At 72.1% G+C, this 16,108-nt stretch carries 14 protein-coding genes and 1 tRNA gene; 10 read left to right on the top strand and 5 right to left on the bottom strand.

Annotated elements, in window-relative coordinates:
• The first annotated feature begins 121 nt into the window (after positions 1 to 121).
• Positions 122 to 193: transfer RNA gene (locus KUM39_RS02555), tRNA-Arg, on the top strand.
• Positions 194 to 500: 307 nt separating this feature from the next.
• Here the strand turns inward: KUM39_RS02555 and KUM39_RS02550 are convergent.
• The 3 genes from KUM39_RS02550 to ku form a co-directional block, all read right to left on the bottom strand.
• Positions 501 to 2,162 (bottom strand): SWIM zinc finger family protein, encoded by a 1,662-nt coding sequence (locus KUM39_RS02550; RefSeq protein ID WP_217783677.1) that lies wholly within the window; start codon positions 2,160 to 2,162, stop codon positions 501 to 503.
• Positions 2,159 to 3,223, bottom strand: a complete 1,065-nt coding sequence (locus KUM39_RS02545) for a hypothetical protein (RefSeq protein WP_217783676.1) — start codon at positions 3,221 to 3,223, stop codon at positions 2,159 to 2,161. The genes KUM39_RS02550 and KUM39_RS02545 overlap by 4 nt, the downstream gene beginning before the upstream one ends.
• A gap of 120 nt (positions 3,224 to 3,343) precedes the next feature.
• Positions 3,344 to 4,438, bottom strand: a complete 1,095-nt coding sequence (gene ku, locus KUM39_RS02540; RefSeq protein WP_217783675.1) for a non-homologous end joining protein Ku — start codon at positions 4,436 to 4,438, stop codon at positions 3,344 to 3,346.
• Between the two features lie 92 nt (positions 4,439 to 4,530).
• Between ku and ligD the strand changes: the two genes are divergently transcribed.
• Positions 4,531 to 5,430, top strand: coding sequence for a non-homologous end-joining DNA ligase (gene ligD, locus KUM39_RS02535; RefSeq protein WP_217783674.1), 900 nt, complete (start codon positions 4,531 to 4,533; stop codon positions 5,428 to 5,430).
• Positions 5,431 to 5,823: 393 nt separating this feature from the next.
• Here the strand turns inward: ligD and KUM39_RS02530 are convergent, their stop codons facing one another.
• Positions 5,824 to 6,621 carry an NERD domain-containing protein gene (locus KUM39_RS02530; protein WP_217783673.1) on the bottom strand — a complete coding sequence of 266 codons (798 nt, stop codon included), beginning with the start codon at positions 6,619 to 6,621 and terminating at the stop codon, positions 5,824 to 5,826.
• 149 nt (positions 6,622 to 6,770) lie between these two features.
• Here KUM39_RS02530 and KUM39_RS02525 point away from each other — a divergent pair, with 149 nt between their 5' ends.
• The 8 genes from KUM39_RS02525 (at position 6,771) to KUM39_RS02490 (ending at position 14,724) form a co-directional block, all read left to right on the top strand.
• Positions 6,771 to 8,129, top strand: coding sequence for an FtsW/RodA/SpoVE family cell cycle protein (locus tag KUM39_RS02525; protein WP_217783672.1), 1,359 nt, complete (start codon positions 6,771 to 6,773; stop codon positions 8,127 to 8,129).
• A gap of 52 nt (positions 8,130 to 8,181) precedes the next feature.
• Complete coding sequence (locus tag KUM39_RS02520; RefSeq protein ID WP_217783770.1) at positions 8,182 to 9,639, top strand: penicillin-binding transpeptidase domain-containing protein; 1,458 nt, start codon at positions 8,182 to 8,184, stop codon at positions 9,637 to 9,639.
• Between the two features lie 120 nt (positions 9,640 to 9,759).
• On the top strand, positions 9,760 to 10,698 hold the full coding sequence (locus KUM39_RS02515; protein ID WP_217783671.1) for an AurF N-oxygenase family protein: 939 nt from the start codon (positions 9,760 to 9,762) through the stop codon (positions 10,696 to 10,698).
• Between the two features lie 54 nt (positions 10,699 to 10,752).
• Positions 10,753 to 11,406 carry a TetR/AcrR family transcriptional regulator gene (locus tag KUM39_RS02510; protein ID WP_217783670.1) on the top strand — a complete coding sequence of 218 codons (654 nt, stop codon included), beginning with the start codon at positions 10,753 to 10,755 and terminating at the stop codon, positions 11,404 to 11,406.
• A gap of 10 nt (positions 11,407 to 11,416) precedes the next feature.
• A complete protein-coding gene (locus KUM39_RS02505) occupies positions 11,417 to 11,722 on the top strand; it encodes a DUF8847 domain-containing protein (RefSeq protein ID WP_217783669.1) in 306 nt (101 codons plus the stop codon).
• A 112-nt stretch (positions 11,723 to 11,834) separates the two neighbouring features.
• A complete protein-coding gene (locus KUM39_RS02500) occupies positions 11,835 to 12,962 on the top strand; it encodes a C40 family peptidase (protein ID WP_217783668.1) in 1,128 nt (375 codons plus the stop codon).
• Positions 12,963 to 13,168: 206 nt separating this feature from the next.
• On the top strand, positions 13,169 to 13,549 hold the full coding sequence (locus KUM39_RS28745; RefSeq protein WP_372455700.1) for a tryptorubin family RiPP precursor: 381 nt from the start codon (positions 13,169 to 13,171) through the stop codon (positions 13,547 to 13,549).
• 110 nt (positions 13,550 to 13,659) lie between these two features.
• A complete protein-coding gene (locus KUM39_RS02490; protein ID WP_217783666.1) occupies positions 13,660 to 14,724 on the top strand; it encodes a cytochrome P450 in 1,065 nt (354 codons plus the stop codon).
• 100 nt (positions 14,725 to 14,824) lie between these two features.
• Here KUM39_RS02490 and KUM39_RS02485 read toward each other — a convergent pair whose 3' ends face one another.
• On the bottom strand, positions 14,825 to 16,078 hold the full coding sequence (locus KUM39_RS02485) for a styrene monooxygenase/indole monooxygenase family protein (RefSeq protein WP_217783665.1): 1,254 nt from the start codon (positions 16,076 to 16,078) through the stop codon (positions 14,825 to 14,827).
• Positions 16,079 to 16,108 lie beyond the last annotated feature (30 nt).

Below are 16,108 nucleotides of genomic sequence, written 5' to 3'. Positions count from 1 at the left end.
GGCTGACGCCCACGGCGCGACACCCCTCCACCCCCACCCACAACCCGTTCCTGATCACCCCACCGCACCTGCTAGTGTTCTACCCGTCGCCGCAAGCAACACCCCAGCGCCGACACGCAACGCCCCCGTAGCTCAGGGGATAGAGCAACGGCCTCCGGAGCCGTGTGCGCAGGTTCGAATCCTGCCGGGGGCACCCTTCATACGGTGCCCAAAGACCCCGTCAGCAGCGGAAACGCTGAGGATGGGGTCTTCGCGTATGTGCGGGCGTATGTCTACTGCCCGAGCGGGTTCAGGACGACCGCGGCGGGCCGGGCGATGTTGCTGAAGCGGATCGGAAGGACGCGCGCCGTACGCCGACAGTCGCCCGTTGGGTGTCCCAGCCCACCGGTACTCCGCAGGCACTGGCTCCAGCGGTCGCTAGTCGTGTTCGGTCGTCGTCGCCACCCGGCTCCTGCGGCAGACCGTGGCAGGGGTACATCAGCCGGGGCACTGGACCCCGCTCACAGACCGTGTTCGTCCAGCAGTGCGATGAGATTCCGTTTGCGTTTCTGGGCGGTGCGGAGGGCGGCGGTGTAGAGGGTGAAGTCGTTTTGGGTGCCGAGGCGTTGGTGGCAGTCGCGGATGCTCAGGAGGAGGGCTACGAGTTGGGTGTAGGCCTTGGTGCCGGTCTGGTGGGTGAGGGGGGTGGCGAGGCGTTGGTAGATCGTGAGGGAGTCGGCGGGTCGGGTGGGGCGGAGTTGGTCGGCGAGGGTGGTCCACTGGACGGCTGAGGCGCCGGACTCCGTGGCGGTCTGCCAGGCGGCGGCGGTGTCCTTGTCGTCCAGCAGCGCGGCGAGCAGTACGGTCGCGTTCGCCGTGCGCAGGAGTGCCAGTGCCCTCTCCCGCTCGGCCGGCCAGTGGCCCGCGACCTGTGCCGTGGCGCGCAGTTGCTGGTAGGTGAGGAGCGAGGGGCGGGCCGTGAAGTGGTCGCGCCGGAGGGCCGCGGCATCGGCGGGCCGGTCGGCGCGGGTGTAGCGGTCGGAGAGGTGGTCGATCAGGGCGGTGTCGACGGTCGCCAGGTTCTCCGCCTCCCGGATTCCGCGCTCGGCCCATTCGAGGGCCTCCTCGGGGCGGCCGGAGGCCTCCAGTTCACGGGCTATGAGCAGGTGGGTGTGGCCGTTGGGCGCGAGGTCGGCCGCGTGCAGGGCGATCACCATGTCGGCATCGCGCCCCGTCTTCGTCAGGCGTTGGATCAGATACTTCTCGGGCCATCCCCCACGGTTGGCCTTCCACGCCTCGATCGCCCGTTCCCGCAGGGCGGTCGTTCCCCGGTCCCCGAGAACGTCCGTGTAGTCCAGCGGGTCGAGGCCGGTCAGCTCCGCTTCGTCCCGCAAGGCGTGGGTGACCAGCCAGCGCGCGAGCTCGTCCGGGTCGGGGCGGGCGGCGCGGCAGGCCTCGTGATGGGCGTGGGCGAGGCCGGCGCCGATCTCCGCGAGCCGTCCGTCCTCGTCGTCGATGCTCGCCGTCGTTCCGGTCAGCAGGCCGATCCCCTCCCGCGCCAGGGTGACCGCGTCGGCGGCCCGGCCCGAGCCCGTCAGGGAGCGAATCGCCGCGACCGCTTGTCCTGCCTGGTCCACGTAGGCGCGAGCGTCGGCCGGGTCCATCCAGCCCTGCCGGGTGAACGGTTCCAGGTCGAGCAAGTCGCGGATCAGGGACCGTACTTCGGTGAGGTCCTGCCGGGCGGACGCCGCCCTCAGTTCCAGGCGGCGCCGTAGCCCGTGGTTCTCCGCCGCCTCCTCACGGACCAGGGCCAGCAACTCCGCGTGCGGCAGGGCGGCCAGCCAGGTGTCCAGTCCACGGGCGCGGTCACGGGACCTCGCCCGACGGCGGGGGAGATCGAACCCCGTGGACAGTACGGTCAGCCCGACGGCCACCAAGTGCTTGCAGAAGTTGCCCTCCTGCCCATACGGACAGTCGCACTCCCCCGCGAGTCCCCTTCGGCCGAGGGTCAGTTCGGCCGTGTACCGCTCCGTGCCCGCCACGGACGCCCTGATCCGGTCGTCGCGGACCTCCACCGCGGACACCGCGTCCACGTAGGCGCGTCCGCGTGCGAAGGAGCGTTCCCCGGCCAGCTCTCTCAGTCTCGCCTCGGTCAGGTCGGGAGCTGTCGTGCGCGGCGTCATTTCAGCGTCGGGTCCTGCAAGGTCTCCTCGTCGTCGTGGGCCGCGTACGGGTGGACCTCGGACTCGGGGTGGTGGGGGGTGAACCAGGTGGTGGGGTCGGAGTCGGGGTCGGGGGTGAGGGAGTCGGTGAGGGTGAGGGTGAGGTGCTGGAGGGCTGCTGCCACCTCGTCCGTCAGGAGGTCGTAGAGGTCGGCCGTGACCTCGGCCTGGGTGAGGAGGAACTTCAGGAGGTACTGCTCGGCCGCGCAGGCCGGGTGGACCGGGTCGGGGTGGGTGAGGCGGGCGGTGAGGGTGACCGCGGTGACGGTGAGGCGGCGGGCGAAGAGGACGGTGTACTCGTCGGCGTACTGCTGCGGGAGGTCGTCCAGCAGCATGAAGGTCGCCTCGGACGACGCCACCGTGGGGCCGTCCTCCTCCAGTCCGGCCAGGTCGGTGAAGAGTTCGTCCACCAGCAGGTCGATGGCGAACATCACCGCACCCGCCGCGATTTTGGCCGCCTCCCGGCTCACCGTACGGGTCTTCGGGTCGTCGCCGTAGCCGAAGCACGCGGGTGGGTACGCGCGCAGTGCCGGGGCCAGGGCCAGCAGCCTGCGGCGCATCGCCTCGATCTCGGCGGGGTCCAGACGGCCCGGCGCCTGGGGCGGGCCGCCCTCGGCGTGGCGGCGGGCCCGCTCGGCCGGGTCGGTCGGCGGGGCGTCCGGGCCGTCCGCCGCGTCCAGGCTCTCTTGGAGCAGCTCGGAGTTGAGTTCGACCTCGCAGCGGGTCACCCGCCAGTCGGCCAGGGGGTCGGTGCGTTCCAGGAGTTCCGCGACCACCTCGCGGGCCGCGTCCTCCGCGAACTCCAGCGCCGGTGCCTCCACGAACAGCTTCAGCAGGGCGCCTCCGGGATGGGCGGCGATCACGTCGTCCATCACCTCGATCTCCATCCCGTCCGGCCCCTCGATCGCCTCCAGCGAGTCGAAAGCCCGCCTGAGCAGGAAGATCACGCCCTCCCGCTGCAACGCGTCGAGCTCCCCTGCGGCCTTGGGCGGGGCCGTGGACACGGTCACCAGATAAGTCACACCCGTATCGTGCCCAACTCGTCCCGTCTCATGGGAGGGAATCCCGATCGGTCCCGAGATCCGGCGGCCCCGCCCGGCCGGACGGCCCGGTGCACGCCGCCCTTGCCGCCCTTACCGCCGCTACGCCGGGCGCTTGCCCTGCGTCTTCTTCGCCGCCTTCTTCGCCGTCCCCGCCGAAGCGGTCTTCTTGGCCGTCCCGGCCGAGGTGGCCTTCTTCGCCGTCCCGGCCGATGCCGTCTTCTTCGCCGCCGTCTTCTTCGCCGCCGCCCGTTTGCGGGGGGCCGACTTCTTCGCCGCCGACTTCGCAGAATCCACGGATTCCACCGACTCCGCCGAGTCCGCCTGCTCCGCCGTCTTCCGCTTCGACCGGCTCCGGCGGCCCGACAGGTGGCTGACCTCGGCGGTCTCCGTCTTCTCCGGCTCCGCCGGTTCCTCCTCGCCCCGGGAGGCGCGGGCCGTGCGGACGCTGTTCTCCAGGGCCGCCATCAGGTCCAGCACCTTGCCCCCGGGTGCGGGTTCGGGGGTCTCACGCGGGGACTCGCCGGACGCCTTGGCCGCGACGACTTCTTCCAGGGCTTCGCGGTACTCGTCGTGGAGGTCCGCGAGGTCCACCTCGCCGAGGGTGTCCATCAGGGCGTCCGCGAGGTCGAGTTCCTTGTCGCGTACGGTCACGTCCTCGTCCGGGGCGACGCCCTCGGGGGCGCGTACCTCGTCCGGCCAGAGGAGGCCGTGCATGGCGATGGCGTCCCCGACGACCCGGAGCATGCCGAGGCGCTCGCGGCCCCGGAGGGCGTACTTGGCGATGGCGACCTTGTTGCTGCGCTTCAGGGCCTCACGGAGCAGGGTGTACGGCTTGGCGGCCTGGGCGCCGGAGGCGGCGAGGTAGTACGCGGAGCCCATCTGGAGGGGGTCGATGCGGTCGGCGGGGACAAAGGCGACGATCTCGATGGTGCGGGCGGTGGGGATGGGGAGGTGGGAGAGGTCGTCCTCGGTGATCGGGATCATGGTGCCGTCCGCGTCCTCGTACGCCTTGCCGATCTCCGCCTGGGCGACCTCGCGGTCCTCCAGTTCGCACACCTTGCGGTAGCGGATGCGGCCGTTGTCCTCCGTGTGCACCTGGCGGAAGGAGATCGAGTGGCTCTCGGTGGCGTTGACCAGCTTGATCGGGATGCTGACCAGGCCGAACGAGATGGCACCGTTCCAGATGGATCGCACGGGGCAGCCTTCCTGTCGGCCTGGGCGAGCGGGTACGACGAGCGCGACGGACGAGTGGGTTACCTGCACCTTTTCGGTGGGATTGTCAGTTTATGACGCCAATCACCGAGGTGGAGGGGCGACGGGTCGCGCTGCGGAACCTGGAGAAGGTGATCCATCCGGCGACCGGCTTCACCAAGGCCGAGCTGATCCACTACTACGCGACCACCGCCGAGGTGATGCTGCCGCATCTGCGGGACCGGGCGGTGTCCTTCCTGCGCTATCCGGACGGGCCCGGCGGGCAGGTGTTCTTCACCAAGAACGTGCCGCCGGGTACGCCCGAGTGGGTGACGCGGGCGGAGGTGCCCCGGTCGGAGGGGCCGGCGCGGATGGTCGTCGTACAGGATCTGGCGAGCCTGGTGTGGGCGGCGAATCTGGTGGCCGAGTTCCATACGCACCAGTGGGTGGTGCAGGCGCCCGAGGTCGCGGACCGGCTGGTGTTCGACCTCGATCCGGGGGCTCCGGCGACGGTGGTGGAGTGCTGCGAGGTGGCCCTGTGGCTGCGGGAGCGGCTGGCCGCCGACGGGATCACGGCGTACGTGAAGACCGCCGGGTCCAAGGGGTTGCATCTGCTGGCCGCCGTGCGGGGGGCCTCCTCCTCTCGGGTCACCGCTTACGCGAAGGGGGTGGCCGTGGAGGCGGAGGGGGCGCTTCCGGGGTTGGTGGTGCATCGGATGCGGCGGGAGTTGCGGGGCGGGAAGGTGTTCGTGGACTGGAGTCAGAACGCGGGGCGGAAGACGACTGCCGCGCCGTACACGTTGCGGGCGCGGGGGGTGCCGATGGTGTCCTTGCCGGTGGAGTGGGGGGAGGTGCGGGACTGTCGCCGGGGGCGTGAGCTGGAGTTCTTGGCGGGGGATGTGGGAGAGCGGGTGCGGGAGTTCGGGGATCTGATGGGGGGGTTGCTGGTGGCGGGGGGTGCGGTGGAGTTGCCTCCGGGGGCTGGGGGGTCCTGACCCGGTTCGCCTGCGGGGCTCGGTTGCCCTGCGGGACCCGGTTCCCCTGCGGGGCTGGGTTCCCTACGGGGCTCGGTTCCCCCGCGAGGCTCGGTTCCCTACCGGGCTGCTCCACGGCTTCTTCGCCCCCTCCGCCCCTTCCCTTCCCGTGGAGGGGACTCCGTCCCCTGTGACCCCTGACCGCGGCGCCCCTGACCGCAGTGACCCTCGCTGGGGGCTGCGCCCCCAGACCCCCCGTCGGCCTTGAGGGCCTCGTCCTCAAACGCCGGACGGGCTGAGAGTGCCCCCTGCGGGCGGAAGCCCACAGATGCCCGGAGGGGCTGAAGATGCCCTCAGCCCCTCAGCCACCCGGACGGGCTGAATACGGGCTGACACAGCGCCCCGCGCGAACACTCACGCCCTCCCCCACGTCCCCCGGTCCCGTGCCATCGCGTGCAGTGCCTCCACGTCCCCCGGTTTCAGGGCGCCGCCCGTGCGGGCCAGGGTGGGGAGGTCGGAGAGGGGGAGGACGCGGACTCTTCGGGGTGGGGTGGGGACGGTGACCGTGGCGGGATCGACGAGGAGCAGGACGGGGTGGACCTCGGCGGTGAGGGCGTGGGTGGCGCGGTCGGTGAGGGTGCGGAGGTACCGGATGGTGGGGCGGGGGGCGGCGCGGCCGACGCGCAGGTCGGGGTCGCGGACGTGGACGCGGTGGCCGCGGGCCGCGACGGTGTGGAGGGCGTAGAGGCCGCCGGGGCCGATGAGGAGGTGATGGACGCGGTCGCCGCCGGGGAGCGGGACGGAGTGGAGCGTGCGCCAGCCCGCGCCCTCCAGGGCGTCCAGGGCCTGCCCCGCCGCGCGCTCGGCGGCCAGGGCACGGCGGCGCGGGTCGGCGCGCAGCCGGGGGCCGGGGTCGCGGTCGAGGGCGACGAGCAGGGCCTCGCCGGGGCGGTTGGGGGCGAGGTCGTCGTCGGGGTGGAGGCTGAGCCTGGCCAGTTCGGCGGGGGTGGGGACGGGCGGCGGGCCGACGGTCAGCGGCCCGGCGACGAAGGGGTGCAGGGCGGCCAGGACCGCCGTACGGCTGTCGTCGGCGAGGAGGTTCACCCGGCCGGTGTCACGGTCGTACCAGGCGATGTTCCGGCCGTCGCGGGCGCGGACGTACAGCCGTTCCCGGCCGTGCCGCCACGCCGGTACCACGCGCAGTTCGCCCATGCGCCCTCACCCCTCGCCACGGCCCCGGACCCGGTCGCCGGGACACGGCCCCCTCCTCTCATGGGAACAGGCGGGGCGGGGGGCGGGCAAGACGGCGGGTGCCCGCGTCACATCACGTGACGAACGCCCTCTTTGGGTAAGTTCCGGGCATGAGCAAGGTCGGACCCGCCCCCGTCGCCGCGCCGCCCGCCGTGGGGGCGCGGGTGGGGCGGCGGCGGGGGGTCGAGCTGGCGCTGATCGTGCTGGCCGTGCTGCTGTCGGTGTACGGGTACTGCGCGGTGGGCCTGGCGCGGACGGGGAGCGTGCCGCCGGGGGCCGCCGGGTACGGGGCGGGGCTCGGGGTGCTGGCGCTGTGCGCGCATGTCGCGGTGCGGATCAGGGCGCCGTACGCCGATCCGCTGCCGCTGCCCATCGCGGTGCTGCTGAACGGGCTGGGGCTGGTGCTGATCTACCGGCTGGACCTGGAGACGCCGCACGACCGGGCGGCGCCCGCGCAGCTGGTGTGGTCCACGCTCGGGGTGGCGCTGTTCATCGCGGTGGTGCTGGTGCTGCGCGACCACCGGGTGCTCCAGCGGTACTCCTACGTCTGTGTGGTGGCCGCGCTGGCGCTGCTGGCGCTGCCGATCCTGTTCCCGGCGGTGAACGGCGCCCGGATCTGGGTGCGGATCGCGGGGTTCTCCATCCAGCCGGGCGAGTTCGCCAAGGTGCTGCTGGCGGTGTTCTTCGCCGCGTACCTGGCCGCGAACCGCAACGCGCTGGCGTACACCGGCCGTCGGCTCTGGCGGATGCAGTTCCCGACCGGGCGGGTGCTGGGGCCGATCGTGGCGATCTGGCTGCTCAGTGTCGGCGTGCTGGTGCTGGAGCGGGACCTCGGGACCTCGCTGCTGTTCTTCGGGCTGTTCGTGGTGCTGCTGTACGTGGCGACGGGCCGGACGGGCTGGATCGCGGTCGGGGTGCTGCTGGCGGTGGGGGGCGCGTACGCGGTCGGGCAGGTGGAGCCGCATGTGGCGGGGCGGATCGACGACTGGCTGCGTCCGTTCGCCACCATCGACGCCGGTCGGGGGCCGAACCAGCTCGCGCAGTCGCTGTTCGCGTTCGCGGCGGGCGGGGTCACCGGCACCGGGCTCGGGCTCGGGCACTCGGTGCTGATCGGGTTCGCCGTGAAGTCCGACTTCGTGCTGGCGACCGCCGGTGAGGAACTGGGCCTGGCCGGGCTGGCGGCGATCGTCCTGCTGTACGGGGTGCTGGTGGAGCGGGGCTACCGGGCGGGGCTGGCGCTGCGCGAGCCGTTCGGGCGGCTGCTCGCGGTGGGGCTCGCCTCGCTGCTGGCGCTCCAGGTGTTCGTGATCGCGGGCGGGGTGACCGGGCTGATCCCGCTCACCGGCATGGCGATGCCGTTCCTCGCGCAGGGCGGTTCCTCGGTGGTCACCAACTGGGCGATCGTCGCCCTGCTGATCCGGGTCAGCGACTCGGCCCGCGGCCAGTACGACGGACGGGAGGCTCCATGAGCCGGTACGAGCACCGGGAGGCTCCGTGAGCGAGTACGGCGGGGGGCGCCCGATGGCGCCGTACATCCGGCGGGCCCGCGTGTTCTGCGCGCTGCTGCTGGCCGCGCTGCTGGTGAACGCGGCGCGGGTGCAGGTGGTACGGGCCGGGGCGTACGACGACAACCCCGCCAACCGGCGCGCGGTGATCGCCCGTTACGCGGTGCCGCGCGGGAACATCCTGGTCGGCGGGCGGCCGGTGACGGGCTCGGTGGACACCGGCGAGCAGCTCCGCTACGAACGCACCTACCGGGACGGCCCGTTGTACGCCCCGGTGACCGGCTTCGCCTCGCAGCTCTACGGCACCACGCTGCTGGAGCACACCCATGACGGGGTGCTGTCCGGCACCGATCCGCTGATCAGCGGGTTCGCGCTCTGGCACGACGTACGGCGGGACGGCGGGCCGGGCGGTGACGTGGTGACGACGCTGGACCCGGCCGCGCAGCGGGCCGCGTTCCAGGGGCTCGGCGGGCGGCGGGGCGCGGTGGCCGCGGTCGAACCGGCGACCGGGCGGGTGCTGGCACTGGTGTCCACGCCGTCGTACGACCCGGCGGAGCTGTCCGGGAACAGCGAGGCGGTGTCGTCGGCGTGGGCGCGGCTGAACCACGACCCGGAGCAGCCGATGCTGAACCGGGCGGTGCGGCAGACGTATCCGCCGGGTTCGACGTTCAAGGTGGTGACGGCGGCGGCGGCGCTGGACGCGGGTGTGGTGACGAACCTGGACGCGCGGACCCGCTCCCCCGATCCGTACCGGCTGCCGGGGACGACGACCCGGCTGACCAACGAGGGCGACGGGTGCCGGGACGCCTCGGTGCGGGACGCGTTCGAGTGGTCGTGCAACACGGTGTTCGCCAAGCTCGGGGTGGACGTGGGGGTGCCGCAGATGACGGCGACGGCGGAGGCGTTCGGGTTCAACGACCCCGGTGTGCGGATGCCGTTCCCGGTGGCGAAGAGCACCTTCGACACCAGTGTGGACCGGGCGCAGCTCGCGCTGTCCTCGATCGGGCAGTACAACACGCGGGCCACGCCGTTGCAGATGGCGATGGTCGCGGCGGCGGTCGCCAACGGGGGGCGGCTGCGGACGCCGTATCTCGTGGAGCGGACCACCCGGCCGGACGGGCAGGCGCTGAACGGGACCTCGGTGCGTCCGGACCGGCAGGTGATGCGGGCGGCCACGGCCGCGCGGCTGAAGGAGCTGATGGCGGGCGTGGTCCAGGAGGGCACCGGCACCAACGCGGCGATCCCCGGCGCGCTGGTCGGCGGCAAGACGGGCACCGCGCAGCACGGGGTGGGCAACTCGGGGGTGCCGTACGCCTGGTTCGTGTCCTGGGCGCAGGCGGCCGGGGCGGAGGTGCCCGCGGTGGCGGTCGCGGTGGTGGTGGAGGACGCGTCGGCGGACCGGGGGGAGATCAGCGGGGGCGGGGACGCGGCGCCGATCGCGCGGGAGGTGATGCGGGCGGTGCTGGCGCGCTAGTCGCGGGTGGACCGCTCGCGGGGTTTGCCCGCGCGGGGGGATTGACGGGCTTGCTGACAAGCAGTCTCATAAGGAGGACGACGATGACGTACCACGGGTAACAGGGTGGGTGAGGGAGCCATGACGACGCTCACGGACGCCGAGGCGGTGGACGGGCTGCGGGACGCGCTCGGGGCGCTGAGGGACCGCGAACAGGTGGCCGAGCGGCTGCTCGCCGCGTCCGCCAGGCACTCCTTCGATCCCGACAGGGAGCTGGACTGGGACGCGCCCTTCGAGGACGGCAAGTGGTTCTGGCCGCCGGAACTGGTCTCGCTGTACGGCACCCCGCTGTGGAAGCGGATGGGAGAGGAGCAGCGGCTGCTGCTGTCCCGACATGAGGCGGCGGCGCTGGGGTCGCTGGGCATCTGGTTCGAGCTGATCCTGATGCAGTTGCTCGTCCGGCACGTCTACGACAAGGCCGCGACCAGCGCGCATGTGCGGTACGCGCTCACCGAGATCGAGGACGAGTGCCGGCACTCGAAGATGTTCGCGCGGCTGATCGAGCGCGGGGGCACGCCCTGGTACCCGGTGAGCCGGGCGCACCAGAACCTGGGCCGCGTGTTCAAGACGGTCTCCACCACGCCGGGGTCCTTCACCGCCACGCTGCTCGGTGAGGAGGTGCTCGACTGGATGCAGCGGCTGACGTTCCCGGACGAGCGGGTGCAGCCGCTGGTGCGGGGAGTCACGCGCATCCACGTGGTCGAGGAGGCACGGCACGTCCGGTACGCCCGCGAGGAGCTGCGGCGCCAGATGGTCACCGCTCCGCGGTGGTCCCAGGAGTTCACCCGGGTCACCTCCGGGGAGTTCGCCCGCCTCTTCTCCGTCGCCTTCGTCAATCCCGAGGTCTATACGAACGTGGGGCTGGACCGGGCGGAGGCGGTCGCCCAGGTGCGGGCGAGTGGGCACCGGCGGGAGGTCATGCAGAGCGGAGCGAAGCGGCTCACCGACTTCTTGGACGAGATAGGCGTTCTGCGCGGAGTGGGGCGCCGGCTGTGGAAGGCGTCGGGGCTGCTGGCGTAGGGGGTCTCCCCCGGCGGGCAGGTCCACAAGCGGGGGGCGTCGTAGGGTGCTCATATGCGTGCGTCCGGAGTCGGGCCCGGCTATCGGCGGCTGGGAGTCGAGGAGCGGCGGGGGCAGTTGCTCGGGGTGGCGTTGGCGCTGTTCGCGCACCGGGCGCCGGAGGACGTGTCACTCGACGACGTGGCGGAGGCGGCCGGGGTGTCGCGGCCGCTGGTGTACCGGTACTTCCCCGGCGGCAAGCCGCAGCTCTACGAGGCGGCGCTGACGTCGGCGGCCGAGGAGCTGCGGAACTGTTTCGACGAGCCCCGGCAGGGTCCGGCGCTGCCCCGGCTGGGCCGGGCGCTCGACCGGTATCTGGGATTCGTGGACGTGCACGACGCCGGGTTCAGCGCGCTGCTGCGGGGCGGGAGCGTGGCGGCGACCTCACGGACGACCTCGATCGTGGACGGGGTGCGGACGGCCGCGGCGGCGCACATCCACCGGCACCTGGGGGTCGCGGAGCCGGGACCCCGGCTCCGGATGACCGTGCGGATGTGGATCGCGGCCGTGGAGGCGGCCTCGCTGATCTGGCTGGACGAGGGGAAGCAGCCGCCCGCGGCGGAGCTGCGGGACTGGCTGGTGGAGCAGTTCGTGGCGCAGCTCACCGTGACCGCCGCCCGCGATCCGCAGACGGCGGCCCTCGTCGGCACGCTCGCGGCCGATGGCTGAGACTTGAGACGTGAAGAGTCACGACACCCTTTTCGAGGGCGGCCCGATGGACGGGCGGACGCTGCCCGTGCCGGTCGGCCCGACCGGGAACCCGCCGAAGACGTACCGCATCCCCGTCCCGGACGCGGCCGGGGGCCCGCCGACCGTGCTGGTGTACCGGCGGGAGCCGCGCGCGTACGGGAAACGGCTGGGGCTGGTGCGGGGGTGGAAGTACGTGCACGACCCGGTGGGCGGGCCGACCGGGCTGCGGGCCCGGCTGCCCTGGGGGAAGCCCCCCGGCGGCGCTTCCGGCAAGCCGGGTGACCCGCAGGACTGAGAACGTTGCGCCGGACGGAGCAGTGATGCTCCACACCGCATATCGGCACGTCTGATTATCACCTCGTAGAAGCGGGCGGAGGAGCCGCCGGCTGCGCTCCGGAGGTGATCACATGTCAGGAGTGCTGCGGCGGCTGGCCTGCACGGCGGTGGTGGCGGCCCAGGCCGTCCTGCTGCCGGTCGCGCCCGCCGGGGCCGCGCCCACGCCCGACCGACCGGTGGCCGACCGACCGGTGTCCGAACTGCTGACGGACCTTCAGCGGCTGTACCGGCAGACCGAGCAGGCCACCGAGTCGTACAACGCCGCCGCCGAGCGGCTGGCGGCGCAGCAGGCCGTGGTCGCCCGGCTGGACGGGGAGCTGGCACGGGTACGGCTCGCGCTGCGCGGCAGCCGGATCGACGCCGGACGGCTGGCCCGCAGGCAGTACCAGAGCGGCACCGACTTCTCCCCCTACGTGCGGCTGCTGCTCGCCCGCGACCCGCAGCACATGCTGGACGAGGGGCATGTGATCGGGCAGCTGGCCCGTGAGCGGCAGGCCGCGGTGACCCGGCTCGCCGGGGCGGAGCGGAAGCAGGACGCGCTGGCGAAGCGGGCCCGCGCGGCGCTGGACACCCGGCTCACCCTCGCCGGTCAGCAGCGCGGTCGGCGCGACGACGTCACCGGGCGCCTGAAGGACGTGGAGCGGATGCTCGCCTCGCTCACCCCGGACCAGCTCGCCGCGCTCGCCCGGCTGGAGCGGGACGAGACCGACCGCGCCCAGCGGGACCTCACCGACTCCGGCGCCCTCGGCGACGACAAGCCGCCGTCCGGCGAGGGCGACCGGGCGGTGCGCTACGCCCTGGAGCAGATCGGCAAGCCGTACCGGTGGGGGGCGCGGGGACCGGGATCGTACGACTGCTCGGGGCTGACCTCCGAGGCGTGGCGGCACGCGGGCACCCCGATCCCCCGGACCAGCCAGGAGCAGTGGGCGCGGCTGGCCCGCGTCCCGCTGCACGACCTGCGGCCCGGCGATCTGGTGGTGTACTTCGCGGACGCCACCCATGTGGCGATGTACCTCGGTGAGGGCAAGGTGGTCCAGGCCCCACGCCCCGGCGACACCGTCAGGGTCTCCCCGCTGGCGGCGAACCCGGTACTCGGCGCGGTCCGCCCGGACGCCCCGCGGCCCGGCACACTGCGATTTGCCGTACCCGGTGCGGCGCCGTCCGCACCCGCCACGCCCCCGCACGGCAACTCCGGCTGACGCCTGCCGCCTGCCGCCTGCCGCCTGCCGCCTGCCGCGACTGTCACCGTCCGGCGCCGCCCGCGCGGAGACCTGAATGTCGTGTCGGCGCTCGCTCAGCTCCAAGACGTCTCCCGCCTCGATGCGACCCGCGGGCGTGGAATGCCGTCACGCGAGCACGGCCGCGCCGGGGGCCGGCCCCCGGCGCGGGCTGTCCACAACCCGTCATGGTGTGCACGGGCACGACCGTCGAAAAGGTTCAGAAACCGGCCGGACGCCTCGTGTCCCGCACCCGCCGCCAGGTGGCTTCTCCCGGAAAGTACATGGTCGCGGGCCGTGAAGGGACGGACTGGTTCCTCACTTATGCATTGAGCCGGCGACCCGCCGCCAGGAGCGGTCGACAAAGCATCATTGACAGGGCTGTCAGCCGTGGGCTTGACTGCCTGCCAGCGCCGAGACGGCAGCCTTTCGGACTGCGGTCAGAAGCGTCAGTGAATTTCGGCAACGCTCAGAGAAAGTGGGGAAAAATGAGGAAGCTTCTCTCGCTCAAGAACAAGCTCTCCGCCGAGAAGAGCCTGAAGGCGCACGCCTGGTACATCTGGTTCTGATCCCCTCATCCGTCCTTTCTCGCGGAAAGGTCGGCCAGTAGGCCGGGCGGGTGCCCTGCGGTTCTTCTGAGCCGTCGGGCACCCGCTCAGACCAGTTTGGAGAAGCAGCGATGCAGTCGTCCTCCGATACCAGAAATTTCGATCGGGTGACGGTTTTCGCCCCGAGGCTGGAAGCTCTCCTGCGGCAGCATCTCGGCCAGGATGTGTTCCGTCTCGAACCCGACACCATCGGCGTCGCGGGGCCCGAGGTCATCGACCGGATACTCGCGGCCAGGCCGGCCACGAAGACGGAACGCCCCACGTTCAAGCCGCTGCTGGGACGCTCCATCCCACACTCACAGGCCTCCACCCAGATGCAGGCCATCGGCAAGGACGTACGAGCCGCGCTGAAGGAGGCCGCAGCCGACCAGCGTGACCTGGCGGGCCCGTGGCCGCACGTGGGCCACATCTACCTGCGGGATCTGATCCTCGGCGCCGACCCCTACCGGCTGCGGATTCTGATGGACCGCGCCCTGGAGCTGACCACCAGGCTCACCTGGACCGCCATCACCCTCGGGGCCGCCCTTCCGACCTCGCGCCGCAGGGCCGGGCACACACACCTCGGTGGTCTCAGTCTTGGTGCGAAGACCTATGCCGAGCGGCGCTACGGCATGGGTCTGTACCGGCGCACGGCCGCCCCGGTCTGCTTCACCGTCTCCACACTGGTGGCCAACGCGATGTGGCTGGGAGCTCCATTCGGTGACGACACTCCGAACCGGCACATTATCCATGAATCGTTGCGCATGCTGCCACCGAGCTGGAATATCCTCCGCAACGCGTCACCAGAATACCCGGTAATAGACAGTCGCATTCTTCCGCAGGACGACATCCTCGTACTCCCCATTCTCAGCCACCGTGATCCCGCACTCTGGGACCGGCCCGAAGAATTCCGTCCCGAACGCTGGGCGGAACTCGATCCGGAAAACACCCCTGGATACATCCCGTTCGGTCACGCCAGCGAGCGGTGCTGGGGACGCCATATGGTACTCCCCCTCGCGGAAATGCTCCTGGATAAAGTGCGCTCCAGCGGGCTGATCGTGGACCCTGCCCAGAAGTCCGCGCGCGTTCCGCTCACGGGGCTCATGGGTGTGGAAAACGTGCGTATCGTCCACTCAAAGAACACACCCGATTCGTGAGGAAGCCAGGAGGGGTTGCGCGGTCAGCGGCTCGGCGGGCGGCGTTCACCGCGGCCTGCGCCGGGCGCCCTGGCCGCCGTCCGCCGCACCGGACGAGCGGTCAGGCCCCCGCGACCGAGGTCAGGTAGGCGCCGGTCTTCTCCGGGTCGTAGAAGAAGTTCTCGAAGTCGGCCGGGTCGTCGAAGCCGTTGGCGAAGCGGTCGGCGACCGGCTGAAGCTGTCCGGCGGCGCCGATGAGGTCGAGGACGTGCCCGGGGGGCGGGGCGAGCATGGTGTTGGTCCACTTGGTGACGTGCCGGGCGGTGGCCCAGTAGCGGTCGAAGGCGGAGCGCATCCAGTCCGCGTCGAACGGTTTGTCGCCGTGTTCCAGGATGGCGCCGAGGTAGGCGGCGGCGCACTTGGCGGCCGAGTTGGAACCCTGGCCGGTGATCGGGTCGTTGGCGACGACGACGTCCGCGACGCCGAGGGCGAGGCCGCCGGAGGGCAGGACGGCGACCGGGTTGCGCACGGTCGGGGCGTAGCGGCCGGCCAACGTGCCGCCCGCGTCGGTGAGTTCGACACGGGTGGCCCGCGCGTACTCCCACGGCGTGAAGCGTTCCATCAGCTCCAGGGTGAGGGCCAGGTGCTCGGCCGGGTCGCGTACGCCGTCGAACGCGTCGAGCGGGCCGCCGGGCACGCCCTCCCAGAACAGGATGTCGGCCCGGCCCGAGGTGGTCAGCGTCGGCATCACGAACAGCTCGCCCACGCCGGGTACGAGGTTGCAGCGGACGGCGTCGAAGTCGGGGTGCTCCGGGCGCGGGCCGAGGCCGTGCACGTAGGAGACGGCGAGGGCGCGCTGCGGGCGGTCGTACGGGGAGCGCTCGGGGTCGCGGGCGAACATCGAGACCAGCTCGCCCTTGCCCGCGGCGACCAGGACGAGGTCGTAGGTGCGGGAGAAGTAGTCGAGGTCTCCGACGGCGGCGCCGTGGATGACGAGCTGGCCGCCGCGCTGGGCGAAGGTGTCCATCCACCCGGCCATCTTGACCCGCTGGTCCACGGACTGGGCGTAGCCGTCGAGGCGGCCGACCCAGTCGATGATCCGCTCGGTGGGGCCGGGGTCGTGCGAGCCGGGGGCGGCGACGGAGACGCCGAGCCCCTCGATCCTCGGTGCCTGCGACTCCCAGAAGTCGATCTGGAGGTCGCGCTCGTGCCCGAGTGCCGTGTCGAACATGCACTGCGTGGACATGACCCGGCCGGAGCGGATCTCGTCCGCGGTCCGGTTCGACATCAGGGTGACCTCGTAGCCGTGCGACTGGAGGCCGAGGGCGAGCTGGAGACCGGACTGACCGGCTCCGACGACGAGTATCTTCCGCATACCGGTGGGGCACTCCTTGATCGGTGATGA

Origin of the sequence: Streptomyces corallincola, assembly GCF_019104725.1 — a bacterium.
Lineage (GTDB): Bacteria > Actinomycetota > Actinomycetes > Streptomycetales > Streptomycetaceae > Streptomyces > Streptomyces corallincola.
The sequence above is the reverse complement of the archived record's forward strand: the minus strand, read 5'-3'. Positions and strand labels throughout refer to the sequence as shown.

Bases quoted from the DNA above. Each gene is read 5' to 3' on its own strand.
- KUM39_RS02550 (WP_217783677.1), bottom strand. From the start codon at position 2,162: ATGACGCCGCGCACGACAGCTCCCGACCTGACCGAGGCGAGACTGAGA.
- ligD (WP_217783674.1), top strand. From the start codon at position 4,531: ATGACGCCAATCACCGAGGTGGAGGGGCGACGGGTCGCGCTGCGGAAC.
- KUM39_RS02530 (WP_217783673.1), bottom strand. From the start codon at position 6,621: ATGGGCGAACTGCGCGTGGTACCGGCGTGGCGGCACGGCCGGGAACGG.
- KUM39_RS02525 (WP_217783672.1), top strand. From the start codon at position 6,771: ATGAGCAAGGTCGGACCCGCCCCCGTCGCCGCGCCGCCCGCCGTGGGG.
- KUM39_RS02520 (WP_217783770.1), top strand. From the start codon at position 8,182: ATGGCGCCGTACATCCGGCGGGCCCGCGTGTTCTGCGCGCTGCTGCTG.
- KUM39_RS02515 (WP_217783671.1), top strand. From the start codon at position 9,760: ATGACGACGCTCACGGACGCCGAGGCGGTGGACGGGCTGCGGGACGCG.
- KUM39_RS02510 (WP_217783670.1), top strand. From the start codon at position 10,753: ATGCGTGCGTCCGGAGTCGGGCCCGGCTATCGGCGGCTGGGAGTCGAG.
- KUM39_RS02500 (WP_217783668.1), top strand. From the start codon at position 11,835: ATGTCAGGAGTGCTGCGGCGGCTGGCCTGCACGGCGGTGGTGGCGGCC.
- KUM39_RS28745 (WP_372455700.1), top strand. From the start codon at position 13,169: ATGGTGTGCACGGGCACGACCGTCGAAAAGGTTCAGAAACCGGCCGGA.
- KUM39_RS02490 (WP_217783666.1), top strand. From the start codon at position 13,660: ATGCAGTCGTCCTCCGATACCAGAAATTTCGATCGGGTGACGGTTTTC.
- KUM39_RS02485 (WP_217783665.1), bottom strand. From the start codon at position 16,078: ATGCGGAAGATACTCGTCGTCGGAGCCGGTCAGTCCGGTCTCCAGCTC.